The organism is Brevundimonas sp. Leaf280 (genome assembly GCF_001422455.1).
Taxonomy (GTDB): Bacteria; Pseudomonadota; Alphaproteobacteria; order Caulobacterales; family Caulobacteraceae; genus Brevundimonas.
Map to the genome: position 1 here is coordinate 1 of NZ_LMNC01000001.1, position 11980 is coordinate 11980.

Annotated in this window: 10 protein-coding genes and 1 pseudogene; 9 read left to right on the forward strand and 2 right to left on the reverse strand. The window is 64.7% G+C overall.

Going from position 1 to position 11980, the window contains the following annotated elements; translation table 11 throughout:
- Positions 1-75: 75 nt before the first annotated feature.
- Together ASF31_RS14890 and ASF31_RS14895 are read left to right on the forward strand one after the other, a co-directional pair.
- Positions 76-621 (forward strand): annotated as a pseudogene (locus ASF31_RS14890) (outer membrane protein); the annotation flags it as partial.
- Positions 622-872: 251 nt separating this feature from the next.
- Positions 873-1004 (forward strand): hypothetical protein, encoded by a 132-nt coding sequence (locus ASF31_RS14895; protein ID WP_369814623.1) that lies wholly within the window; start codon positions 873-875, stop codon positions 1002-1004.
- Between the two features lie 141 nt (positions 1005-1145).
- Here the strand turns inward: ASF31_RS14895 and ASF31_RS14655 are convergent, their stop codons facing one another.
- The gene (locus ASF31_RS14655; protein ID WP_156355807.1) at positions 1146-1418 is read right to left on the reverse strand and encodes a hypothetical protein; all 273 of its coding nucleotides are present in this window, start codon (positions 1416-1418) and stop codon (positions 1146-1148) included.
- A 146-nt stretch (positions 1419-1564) separates the two neighbouring features.
- On the opposite strand from ASF31_RS14655, the gene ASF31_RS00010 reads away from it, so the two are divergent.
- The 4 genes from ASF31_RS00010 (at position 1565) to aguB (ending at position 7427) form a co-directional block, all read left to right on the forward strand.
- Positions 1565-2653: a capsular biosynthesis protein gene (locus ASF31_RS00010; RefSeq protein ID WP_082464932.1), complete on the forward strand. Its 1089-nt coding sequence runs from the start codon at positions 1565-1567 to the stop codon at positions 2651-2653.
- Positions 2654-2823: 170 nt separating this feature from the next.
- Entirely contained in the window at positions 2824-5415 is a 2592-nt protein-coding gene (locus ASF31_RS00015) for a TonB-dependent receptor (RefSeq protein ID WP_055752747.1), read from the forward strand.
- A 132-nt stretch (positions 5416-5547) separates the two neighbouring features.
- Positions 5548-6567 (forward strand): agmatine deiminase family protein, encoded by a 1020-nt coding sequence (locus ASF31_RS00020; RefSeq protein ID WP_082464933.1) that lies wholly within the window; start codon positions 5548-5550, stop codon positions 6565-6567.
- The gene (gene aguB / locus ASF31_RS00025; protein WP_055752748.1) at positions 6564-7427 is read left to right on the forward strand and encodes an N-carbamoylputrescine amidase; all 864 of its coding nucleotides are present in this window, start codon (positions 6564-6566) and stop codon (positions 7425-7427) included. The genes ASF31_RS00020 and aguB overlap by 4 nt, the downstream gene beginning before the upstream one ends.
- A gap of 1 nt (position 7428) precedes the next feature.
- On the opposite strand, the gene ASF31_RS00030 is transcribed toward aguB, so the two are convergent.
- Positions 7429-8169: an alpha/beta fold hydrolase gene (locus ASF31_RS00030; RefSeq protein WP_055752749.1), complete on the reverse strand. Its 741-nt coding sequence runs from the start codon at positions 8167-8169 to the stop codon at positions 7429-7431.
- Between the two features lie 71 nt (positions 8170-8240).
- Between ASF31_RS00030 and ASF31_RS00035 the strand changes: the two genes are divergently transcribed.
- The 3 genes from ASF31_RS00035 (at position 8241) to ASF31_RS00045 (ending at position 11956) form a co-directional block, all read left to right on the forward strand.
- Positions 8241-9203, forward strand: a complete 963-nt coding sequence (locus tag ASF31_RS00035) for a glycosyltransferase family 9 protein (protein WP_055752750.1) — start codon at positions 8241-8243, stop codon at positions 9201-9203.
- 125 nt (positions 9204-9328) lie between these two features.
- Positions 9329-9850 (forward strand): translation initiation factor IF-3, encoded by a 522-nt coding sequence (infC, locus tag ASF31_RS00040; RefSeq protein WP_055752751.1) that lies wholly within the window; start codon positions 9329-9331, stop codon positions 9848-9850.
- Between the two features lie 123 nt (positions 9851-9973).
- Positions 9974-11956 (forward strand): S9 family peptidase, encoded by a 1983-nt coding sequence (locus ASF31_RS00045; protein ID WP_200918514.1) that lies wholly within the window; start codon positions 9974-9976, stop codon positions 11954-11956.
- The last annotated feature ends 24 nt before the right edge of the window (positions 11957-11980 follow it).

The following is an 11980-nucleotide window of genomic DNA, read 5'->3' on the forward strand; positions in this document are numbered from 1 at the left end:
CAAGGCCTGTGCAACCTGACCCCGGCGACGGGCGGCTGCTTCTCGCCCGAAGGCGACATCGAATCCGCCACCCTGATGGCCAATGTCATCTATGACTTCGGCTTCGAATACTGGGGCGTTCGTCCGTTCGTCGGCCTCGGCGCCGGTGTGAACCGCGTCGACACCAACACGATCGGCGCSCTGCGCGCYAACCGTGCCGCCACCTTCGCCGTCGACGACACCTCGACCAAGTTCGCCGCTCAGGCGATCGCTGGTCTGGCCTGGGCCATCAGCGACCGCGCCAACATCGACCTGACCTACCGCTATCTGACGGGCGACGCCAACTTCGCCTCGACGACGGCCGGTACGGGCGTGGGCGCCACGCAGTTCGGCGAATGGGACGGCGACTACGACCAGTCGCACACCGTGACCCTGGGTCTGCGCTACAGCTTCGGTGCGGAAGACGCACCGCCGCCGCCGCCTCCCCCGCCGCCTCCGCCCCCGCCGCCCCCGCCGCCGCCGCCCCCGCCGCCGCCGGTCGCTCAGACCCCGGTCGCTCGCCAGTTCGTGGTCTACTTCGACTGGGATCGCTCGGACCTGACCGCGGAAGCCCGTTCGGTGGTGACGCAGGCCGCCAACTACGCCAAGTCGGGTCGTCCGACGCGCGTCCTGATCGTCGGCTACACCGACACCTCGGGTTCGGCCGCCTATAACCTGGGYCTGTCCAACCGTCGTTCGCGCACCGTCGCGGACGCGCTGGTCGCCTCGGGCGTCAACGGCGGCGTCATCGCCCTCGACGGCAAGGGCGAGACCAACCTGGCCAAGCCGACCGCCGACGGTGTGCCTATAACCTGGGCCTGTCCAACCGTCGTTCGCGCACCGTCGCGGACGCGCTGGTCGCCTCGGGCGTCAACGGCGGCGTCATCGCCCTCGACGGCAAGGGCGAGACCAACCTGGCCAAGCCGACCGCCGACGGTGTGCGCGAACCGCTCAACCGCCGCGCGACCATCGACATCAACTTCTAAGACTTTCCAGGAGCTGGTTGGGATCACCCAACCAGCGACCTGCGAAGCATGGAAGTCGTCGTTTCAAAGACATTGAGCCGTCGTCGCCTCCGGGGCGGCGGCGGCTTTGGTGCTAAAAACCAACGTTCAAAGCGCCACGTTTCAAAATCCCTGAACTTTGAGCATTTTCGATTGATCGAAAAAGGTGGTCGCGACAAAAGGGCGACGATGCCCTTTGTCGACAAACTCTTCGGTTGCAGCGGCCACGCCGAAGCGGTTTCTGTTCCGCCATTGCACCGGTGCGCGTGATGGTGGACGTGCGGTCGTCTTCTCGAACTCTGTCGGCGCGGCGTCGTCGTCGTTATCGTTTAAGGGCAGATGACGTTCGGCCCAGCGTACCTCGGCGGCTGCGTGCAGCGGCACTTCCCCGACCAACGGTTACCTCTGCCTTTCCCGCGACACGACAAGGCGGTCGACATGGCCTGTCGGGCCGGCGTTTTCTTATCGTTTCCGCCCCCTTTGGATCGTTCGGAGCCGCACTGGCCTCGGTACTCGAATCGCGCGGCGCAGTCGTCAATCGCATGATCTTCAATGCCGGGGATGCGATGAACTGGCGCCGACCGGGCGGCTTGGTATTCAAGGGGACGGCGAAATCCTGGACCGATGGTCTGGCGCGAATCGTCGCCGATTTCACCGACGTCATCGTCTTTGGCGAGGCCGGCGCTTACAATCGTGCGGTTCTTGCGGCCGGCGAAAGCCTGAACGCTCGTGTCTGGGTCTTGGAAAACGGCTATTTTCGTCCTGATTGGGTCACAGTCGAGCGGAATGGCGTGAACGGCTCCAGCGCGCTGCCACGCTTCCGAGACGCATATCCCGAGCCGGCGCCGAAGCTGCTCGAGCCTGTCGCAGTCGGAAAAATCCTGCCGCACCATGTCGCCAACATCAGTGCCTATCATACGGTGCAGGTCGCGGGGAAAGCATTCTTCCCAAACTACACTGCGCCCTACGTGTTCTCCCCGCTCAAACAGTGCCTGGGCCATATTCGACGCTACGTCAGTCTGGCGTTCCGCCGGCCTGAGAATTGCGATGCCGACATCATCAGGGCCAAGGGCGATTTCTTCATCGCCTGCCTGCAACGCGAAGGTGACGCCCAATTGCTGCGTTACTCTCGCTATGGCGACAATCGCGCTTTCCTGACCGCCGTCATAGCCAGTTTCGCCGCCAAGGCGCCGCCGAAGACGCGGCTGGTGGTCAAGAACCATCCGCTGGATCCAGGCCTCGTCAATCTTCGCGTCGTCACAATGCGGCTTGCCCGAGAGCATGGTGTGGCGGGGCGTGTCGATTTCATCGACGGCGGCAATCTGGCCTCGCTTTGCCGAGCATCAATGGGCATGGTCGTCAACAACTCCAGCGCCGCCTTGTCGGCGCTCGGGTTCCACACGCCTGTCAAGGTTCTGGGCGACGCCTTCTTCGATTTCGAGGGTTTGACCGACCAAAAGCCGCTGGATGAATTCTGGAGCGCACCGGAAGCGCCGGACGGCGCGCTGTTCACACGCTTCCGCGCCCATGTGATTGCGCAAAGCCAGGTGAACGGCAACTATCATGAACCGCACGCCATCGTTCCGACGGCAAACGGGATCGCGGACATTTTCGAGCGCGCATCAGCCTAAGCCAGTCACTGCAGGGTGTGGCGCCCAGACCACCCTCCTGCGCTGTCATATTGCTGTTACATAACTGTCGCCCAAGGTTTCAACATGCGCCCTAGAGGGGGCTGGATTGCGACAGGCGATGGACGCCTGACGCCAGAGCCATTCGCGCCGTCCATCTGGGGATAGATGTAATGATTACTCGCAAAAGCCTGATCTGGGCGACCACCGCTCTTGCCGGCTCGCTGGCCTTCGCCGGCGCCGCCTCCGCCCAATCGACCGGCACGGAAGCGACCGAAGTGCAGGAAGTGGTCGTCACCGGCACGCGGGCTCCGCGCGCTATCGCGGGCGTCACGGCCGAAACCTCGTCCAAGAGCCGCTCCAGCATCAACCAGGAGTTCATTGGCACCCAGGCCTCGGGCCAGACCATCCTACAGAGCCTGAACCTGGTTCCCGGCCTGAACTTCGTGAACTCCGATCCCTACGGCAACTCGGGTGGCAACATTCGTCTGCGCGGGTTCGACGGCAACCGCGTCTCGATCACCTTCGACGGCATGCCGCTGAACGACACCGGCAACTACGCCGCCTACACCAACCAGCAGCTCGATCCCGAAATCATCGAGCGTGCCTCGGTGAACCTTGGCGCGACCGACGTGGACAGCCCCACCGCTTCGGCGACCGGCGGCACCATCGCTTATCGTTCGGCGACGCCGCTGGACGTGCGCGGTCTGCAGATCAACACCTCGATCGGGGAGTTCAACTACAAGCGCATGTTCGCTCGCGTCGACTCCGGCGAGTTCGGACCGTGGGGCACCACCGCCTACGCGACCGCCTCCTACACGAAGTACGACAAATTCAAGGGCCCCGGCGAACTGGAGAAAGCCCAGTTCAACGGCAAGATTTATCAGGATCTGGGCGAAGGCAACTTCGCCAGCCTGGCTGCGCACTGGAACATCAACCGCAACAGCCAGTATAACAACCAGATCACGCGCGCCCAGTTCGACGCCAACTCGTTCCTTGAAAACGACCTCGCCTGCGTCCGTCCTGCGGCTGTCGCCGGCACGGTGCAGGACGAAAACTCCGCCTCGACCCGCTTCCTGAGCGACGGCACGACCGCGACCGGAAGCTGCTCCAACTATTACGGCATCCGGATCAACCCGTCCAACACCGGCAATATCCGCGGCCAGTTCAGCTACGGCCTGACGGACAGCATCCGCCTGACCATCGACCCCTCGTTCCAGTACACCATCGCCAATGGCGGCGGTTACACCCTGGTCAACGAGCGCGACGACCGCCTGGATCAGAACCGCACCAACAACAACAGCGCGACGGGCCTGTCGGCCATCACCAACGCTCAGTGCGCCACTGCGGCCTTCAACGGCACCGGCGTCGATCTGAACGGCGACGGCGACAGCTGCGACAACGTCGGCCTGTACACGCCGAACAACACCAATACCCACCGCTACGGCCTGACCAGCTCGCTGATCTGGAACATCACGGATTCGCAGCGCCTGCGCGCCGCCTACACGCTGGACTACGGCCGTCACCGCCAGACCGCCGAATGGACCCGCACGGGCATCGACAGCGAGCCGGGCAATGTCTTCGGCGGCCAAGAGCGCTGGGGCGACAAGGACGCGCGCATCGTCGGTCGCGACGGTTCCTTCCTGCGCGGCCGCGATCGTTTCTCGATCGCCCAGCTGAACCAGATCGCCGTCGAATACGTCGGGGACTTCCTGGACAAGGCTGTGACCGTGAACATCGGCGTTCGCGCGCCCTTCTTCGAGCGCCAGCTGAACCAGTACTGCTACTCGCTGAACGGCACCTCGACCGTGCGCTGCACCACCGAGACGCCTTCGGCGACCCTGGCCAACGGCAATGTCAACTTCGCCTCGACCGGCACGCAGGCCTACATCCCGCCGTATTCGCAAACGATCAAATACGATGACGTTCTGCCCAACGCCGGCATCGTCTATCGCTTCGGCGAAGGCCACAGCGTCTATGCCAGCTATGCCGAAGGCATTTCGGTGCCGCGTACCGACAACCTGTATCAGCCGGTTCGCAATACCACGACGAACGCCCTGGACTTCACCACCGTGGTCCCGGAGACCACCAAGTCCTACGATCTGGGCTATCGCTTCCGCAACGAACGCATCATCGGTTCGATCGCGGCCTGGTACATCGAGTACAACGACCGGATCGTGTCGTCGTTCGACAACGACATCAACTCGCCGACCTTCGGCATCAGCATCGACCGCAACGTCGGTCAGGTGAAGCAGCAGGGTGTCGACGCCCAACTGGGTTACGTGTTGAACGACCAATGGACGTTCAACACCTCGGCGTCGTGGAACGACAGCGAACTGCAGGACGATCTGGCCCTGTCGGCGACCACCTTCCTGCCGACCAAGGGCAAGAAGCTGGTCGAGACGCCGGAATGGACCTATTCGGCGCGCGTCGACTGGGATCCGACCGACGCCTTCCACGTCGGTCTGCAGGCCAAATATGTCGGCGAGCGTTTCTCGACGGACGTGAACGACGAAACCTCGCCGTCCTACGTCGTCGCCGACATGGACGTTCGCTACGACCTGCAGAACATCTCGATCCGCGGCGCCTATGTTCAGCTGAACGTGACCAACCTGTTCGACGAAGACTACCTGGGCAACATCTCGACCGGCAACAACGCCTTGCCGGTGGCGGTGGGCGGCGGTGTCACGCGCGCCGGCCAGCCGCGCACCTTCTCGCTGGGCGCGCCGCGCACCGTCCAAATGACGGTTGGCTTGAAGTTCTAAGGCTCAGCCAGACTGAAGCGACGAAGGGCGGTCCGTTCGCGGGCCGCCCTTTTTCGTGGCTGACGTTGAAGTCGGGGGCGCTTGGGGCCATATGGCGCGGCTCCGAGTTCGGCCCTTCTTGAGGACGCCCGCATGACCGATCCGACTGCTGCCGCCATCCCCTCAGAATGGGCGCCGCACCGCGCCATGTGGGTGGGTTGGCCCAGCCATGCGGAATACTGGTTCGAAGCGCTGGAACAGGCGCAGGACGAGGTCGAGGGTTTGGTGCGGGCCTTGGCCGGACCGGGTCGCGAGCAGGTCAAGCTGATGGTCGGCAAGGCCGAGGTTCTGGCGGACGCCCAGGCGCGCTTTGCGGGCGTGGCGAATGTCGAGGTCGTGCCCGGCGAATTCGGCGACGTCTGGCTACGCGACACCGGGCCGATCTTTGGCGCGGGATCCAAAACGGCCGCCGCGTTCAGGTTCAACGGCTGGGGCGGGAAATACGACATGCCGGGCGACGACTTGGTCGCCGGCCAGATCGGCCAACATGCGGGCGTGGATCTGACCTGGAACGACTTCGTCATGGAGGGCGGGTCGCTGGATCACGACGGGGAGGGGACCGTCCTGACCACGCGCCAATGCCTGCTGAACCCGAACCGCAATCCGGCCTGGAACCAGGATGAATCCGTCGCGGCGGCGGCGCTGGAGAAGGCTGTCGGCGCCAAGGTGGTGGTGTGGCTGGGCGACGGTTTGTTGAACGACCACACTGATGGGCACGTCGATAATCTGGCGCGGTTCGTCGCGCCGGGCGTCGTCGCCTGCCCGGTCGCCTGGGGGACGAACGATGTCAACGCCGACGTCTATGACGCGACGGCGCGCGATCTGGCCGCCGTGACCGATGCGGTGGGTCGCCGGCTGAAGGTCGTGCGCATCCCGTCGCCGGGCCTGGTGCTGGACGAGGACGAACGCCCGATCCCGGCCAGCCACATGAACTTCCTGATCGCCAATGGCGCGGTGATCGTTCCCACCTATGGCGATGCGCGTGCGGCCGACATGGCCTGTCAGGCGTTGAAAGACGCCTTCCCCGATCGCGAGATCATCCCGCTGCCGTCAAACGCCATCCTGACGGGCGGCGGCTCGTTCCACTGCATCTCCCAGCAGGAGCCCGCATGACCCGCACCATCACCGTCGCCGGCATCCAGACCTCGTACGGCGAGGATATGCAGGCGAACATCGACAAGACCATCGCCCTCGTGCGCGAGGCGGCGGGGCAGGGCGCGCAGGTCATCCTGCCGTCGGAACTGTTCCAGGGGCCGTATTTCTGCGTCTCGCAAGAGGAGCACTGGTTCAGCCAGGCTTATGAGTGGCGCGAGCATCCGTGCGTCACGGCCATGGCGCCGGTGGCCAAGGAGTTGGGCGTGGCCATTCCGGTCTCGATCTTCGAGAAGGACGGGCCGCAGTATTACAACTCGCTCGTCATGCTGGACGCGGACGGCGAGGCGCTGGGGATCTATCGCAAAAGCCATATCCCCGACGGCCCCGGCTATCAGGAGAAATACTATTTCCGGCCGGGCGATACGGGTTTCAAGGTCTGGAAGACTCGCTTCGGCAAGGTCGGGGTCGGCATCTGCTGGGACCAGTGGTTCCCGGAAGCGGCGCGGGCGATGATGCTGAAGGGCGCCGATGTCCTGATGTACCCGACCGCCATCGGCACCGAGCCGCATGATGCGACCCTGCACACGGCCGAGCCGTGGCGGCGGGCCATGCAGGGACACGCGGTGTCGAATGCCGTGCCGGTCGTCGGCGCCAACCGGATCGGTCATGAGCGCGTGACCGAGGTCGGCCAGACCTTCTACGGCCATTCCTTTATCGCCGATCAGCAGGGCGAACTGGTCGAGCAACTGGGCGCCGAGGAGGAGGGGGTGCTGGTGCACCGCTTCGATCTGGACGAGCTGGACAAATATCGCGCGGCCTGGGGCTTCTTCCGCGATCGGCGGACGGACCTGTATGGGGCGCTGACGGGTAAGGGCTGACCTAGCCCCGCATCGCCTCGACCGCAGCGACCAGTCGGTCGAGGTCCGCCGGCGTCGAAAGCCGGTGATCGCCGCCCTCGATCAGGTCCAGGCGCACGTCGCCGCCGGTCAGCCGTTCGACCAGTTCGACCTGATGGCTCCACGGCACGACGTCGTCGGCGCGGCCTTGCAGGACATGAACCGGCGCAGCGATGTCGATCACGCCGTCCAGCAGCAGCCAGTCGCGCGCCTCCTCGAACATGCGCCGCGTCAGGACATATTCGCCCAGACCCTCCTCGACGATCAGGGTTTCGCCCTCGCGCAGGATGGCCTGACGCTCGTGGTCCGCCAGGCCGGGCCACATCAGCCGTTCGGTGAAGTCCTGGGCCGGATTGACCAGAACCAAGCCCTTGATTTGATCCGGCCGCGCCAGAGTCGCCAGCAGCGAAACCCAGCCGCCCATCGAGGAGCCCACCGGAATGACCGGGCCGGACAGGCTGTCGATCAGGGCGACAGCGTCCTCGCGCCAGCGGCCGATGGTGGCTTTTCTCCAGTCGCCGGAGGACTGGCCATGGGCGAAATGGTCGTAGCGGACGAAGTTCCAGCCGCGTTCGCGCGCGGCGACGTCCAGGGCCAGGGCCTTGGTCCCCTCCATGTCCGAACGAAAGCCGCCCACCCAGATCACGGTCGGGCCGCCGCCGACGACGCGTTTGAAAGCCAGGGTTTCGCCGTCGGGGCGGCACAGGTGCTGGATGTCGGTCATGGCGCCGTTCTGCCCCGACTTTCCGCCGTCGTCACCCTTGACCGCGACGCGCGATGGCGAAACACAGACCCATGTCCGCACCCCAGGTCCTGTTCGTCACCTCCAACCGCATCGGCGACTGCGTCATCTCGTCCGGCGTGATCCGCGAGATCGCGCGTCAGGTCCCGGGGGCCGAGATCACCGTCGCGTGCGGTCGGCCGCCCGCGCCCTTCTTCCGCAATGCGCCCGGCGTGGTGCGCACCATCGTGCTGGACAAGAAGAAGCTCTCCGGCCACTGGCTCGATCTGTGGAAACAGGTCGTCGGCACGCGCTGGGACCTGGTCATCGACATCCGGGGTTCGGCGCTCAGCTATCTGATCCCGGCGAAGCGGCGCATCGTCTATAACCGCGCGTGGGAGACGGGCCTGCGCAAGGTCGAGATGGTGTCGCGCCTGATGGGTTCGCCGACGCCGCTGGATCCCGAAATCTTCCTGGACGATCAGGCGCGGGCCGAGGCCGCCGCCGTCATCGATCCGCAGCTGGCGGGCGGCGCGGGTCCGGGGCCGATAATCGCCCTGGCCCCCATCGCGCATCAGCCGGGCAAGAGCTGGCCTGCCGATCGTTGGGGCGCGCTGGTCGAGAAGCTGAAAGCCGAGCCGCGCTTCAACGGCTGGCGCTTCATGCCGGTGGGCGGGCCGGGTGACCGGCCCCCGGCGACCCCGGCTTTGGAGGCGGCGGGGCTGCGCGGCATCGATTTCGTCGGCAAGGGCGACATCCTGGCCTCGGCCGCCGCCATCGATCGGGCCGATCTGTTCGTCGGCAACGATTCGGGTCTGATGCACGTGTCGGCGGCGCTGGGCCGGCCGACCCTGGGTCTGTTCGGTCCGACCGAGTGGTGGCTTTATGGGCCGTGGGGGCCCAAGACGCGCACGGCGGCGTCCAACGAGACGCGCGGCCAGTTCGCGCCGATCGAGGACCTGACGGTGGATCACGTCTTCGACGCGGTGCTGGCGCTGCATGACGCCTACATCGTCGAAACGCCTGCGAACCCTTGAAAAATCGGGGCTCGCGGCGCATATTGCCGGCCTTGAGGGGAACGTGGCGATCGCCGCGTGCATTCGCTCATCACGACATACGCCTTCTCTGACCACACAAGGAAACGACGCCCATTCGCCGTCCCATGCAAGCGCCACCCGTGAAAGACGGGCCGCGTATGAACCAGGATATCCGCGCCCCTCGCGTTCTGCTCATCGACCAGAACGGCGAAAAACAGGGCGTCATGCCCACCTCTGCTGCTCTGGAAGCCGCCGAGGAAGCCGGGATGGACCTGGTCGAGATCGTCTCCACCTCCGAGCCGCCGGTGGCCAAGATCCTCGATTATGGCAAGCACCGTTTCCAGGAACAGAAGAAGAAGGCCGAGCAGCGCAAGCGCCAGAAGGTCGTCGAGCTGAAGGAGATCAAGCTCCGTCCCAACATCGACACCCACGACTATGAGGTGAAGGCCAAGGCCATGCACCGCTTCTTTGAGGAAGGCGACAAGGTCAAGGTCACCCTGCGCTTCCGCGGTCGCGAAATGGCCCACCCCGAACTGGGCATGAAGCTGCTGAACAAGGTTCAGGCCGACTTCGACGAAGTCGCCAAGGTCGAGTTCTCGCCCAAGATGGAAGGCCGCCAGATGATCATGATCCTGGCCCCGCGCTGATCGCGATCCATCGCTGAATACGAAACGCCCCGGTCCCACGACCGGGGCGTTTTGTTTTTGCGCATCTGCCGCTTGCGTAAATCTGCGTCTTCTGGTTGAGCCTTGCCTTGAGTGGGGGCGTTCATGCTGAAGTCTGGTCTGTCGGGGTTGATCCTGGCCGTGGTGAGTGTCGCCGCCCTGATGGGCGGCTTGGTTTCGGCGGCCCTCGCACAGAACGCACCTCCCCCCATCGATGTGTACGCCGCTTCTCCGGCCGTGGAATTGATGGAGCTTTCGCCCAGCGGAACGCTTATCGCCCGCATCGTCGTGACCGGTGAAGAGCGCGCCATCGCGGTCACAAATATCGACACGGGCGAGCATCTATTCGCCTCGACCATCGGTCAGGCGAAGGTCCGCGATCTGCGCTGGATCGGCGAAGACAAGGTGCTGATCATCAGCTCCCAGACGCGTGCGCTGCATCTTTTAGGCATCCCGCGGTCCGAGCTCTATTTCGGCGTGATACTGGACCTTAAGACCCAGAAGCTGGCGCGTGTTCTGGACCGCACGGACGATGTTCTTCCGGTTCTCTATGGCGGCGCCCAGATCCGCGACACCGCCCAAGGGCCTGCGCTGTTCGCGCGTGCGGTCAATCTTTATAGCGGCCAAGTCGATCTCTTCCGGATCGACCTGACCTCGGGCCGGGGGCGGTCCGTCGCGCCTATGGACTGGGACACCGAAGACTATGTGTTGGACGCCGAGGGCGCCGTTATCGCCATGTCGACCTATGTCGAGCGTAGCGGTCGCTGGACCTTGATGCTGCCGAACGGCCGTCGCTTGCGCGATGCTTGGTCAGTGAACGCTCCACTCGATCCTCCGGCGTTGCTCGGCATGGGGCGAACGCCGCGTACGATTCTTGTCGCTGCGGATCGGCCTGATCTCGCCGCCGCCGATCCGGAGAGCGAAACGGCCAACAATCTGTTCGAGGTCGATGTGGACACGGGTGTCTGGACCGAACTGCCATTCGAGCATCATCCCGACAACCTTTTGCGTCATCCTCAGACCCGCCTCCTGATCGGCGGGTCACGCACCGAAGACGATGGCGTGCGTTACGAGTTCATCGAGCCCGCCTCCGCCAGCCGATGGCGTTCCATCACGCGGGCCTTTGGCGAGAAGGCGCCGCAGTTGGTGTCCTGGAACGCAGATCAGAAGCGGATTTTGGTGTTCACCAACTCAGGCGAATCCGGCCTCTATCAACTCGTTGATTTCGACAGACGCACGGCTGACGCTCTGGCCTTCGCCTACCCAGACATTCCGCCCGAGAAGGTCGGCGCTGTGCGGCACATTCGCTATGCCGCCGCAGATGGGCTGGACATTCCGGGCTATCTGACCCTGCCGCCTGGCGTCGCAACGCCGGAGAAGCTGCCGCTGATCGTGCTGGCACATGGCGGCCCCGCGTCGCGCGACGTGATGGGATTTGATTGGTGGGCCCAGGCGCTGGCGTCGCGCGGTTATGCGGTGCTGCAGGCGAACTTCCGTGGGTCGGACGGCTATACGCGGGCCTTTATGGAGGCGGGCTATGGCGAATGGGGTCGCAAGATGCAGACCGACCTGTCAGACGGCGTGCGTTTCCTGACAGAGCAGGGCATCGTCAATCCCGAACGCGTGTGCATCGTCGGCGCAAGCTACGGCGGCTATGCCGCCATGGCTGGTTTGACGCTGGACAAGGGGGTCTATCGCTGTGGCGTCGCCGTCGCCGGCGTGTCCGACCTGCGCCGCATGGTCAACTGGGAGGCGCGTCAGGAAGGACGGCGCGAGAGCCAGACCGTTCGCTACTGGAACCGGTTCATGGGCGCGGCGCGCCTGAACGACCGGGCGCTGGACGCCCTATCGCCGGCCTATCTGGCCGATACGGTCGACAAACCGTTGCTGCTTATCCATGGCCGCGACGACACGGTGGTGGCGATCGAGCAGAGCCGCGTCATGGCCGAGGCGATGAAGCGGGCAGGCAAGCCGGTCGAACTGATCGAACTGGCCGGCGAGGACCACTGGCTGTCGCGCGCCGACACGCGTCAGCAGATGCTGCGTGAGACGGTGCGGTTCCTTGAGGCCAACAATCCGGTCGATTGAGGCAAGGTGTCGCGCTAAAGCTGC

Bases quoted from the DNA above. Each gene is read 5' to 3' on its own strand.
- ASF31_RS00045 (WP_200918514.1), top strand. From the start codon at position 9,974: ATGCTGAAGTCTGGTCTGTCGGGGTTGATCCTGGCCGTGGTGAGTGTC.
- infC (WP_055752751.1), top strand. From the start codon at position 9,329: ATGCAAGCGCCACCCGTGAAAGACGGGCCGCGTATGAACCAGGATATC.
- ASF31_RS00015 (WP_055752747.1), top strand. From the start codon at position 2,824: ATGATTACTCGCAAAAGCCTGATCTGGGCGACCACCGCTCTTGCCGGC.
- ASF31_RS00010 (WP_082464932.1), top strand. From the start codon at position 1,565: ATGATCTTCAATGCCGGGGATGCGATGAACTGGCGCCGACCGGGCGGC.
- ASF31_RS00030 (WP_055752749.1), bottom strand. From the start codon at position 8,169: ATGACCGACATCCAGCACCTGTGCCGCCCCGACGGCGAAACCCTGGCT.
- aguB (WP_055752748.1), top strand. From the start codon at position 6,564: ATGACCCGCACCATCACCGTCGCCGGCATCCAGACCTCGTACGGCGAG.
- ASF31_RS00020 (WP_082464933.1), top strand. From the start codon at position 5,548: ATGACCGATCCGACTGCTGCCGCCATCCCCTCAGAATGGGCGCCGCAC.
- ASF31_RS00035 (WP_055752750.1), top strand. From the start codon at position 8,241: ATGTCCGCACCCCAGGTCCTGTTCGTCACCTCCAACCGCATCGGCGAC.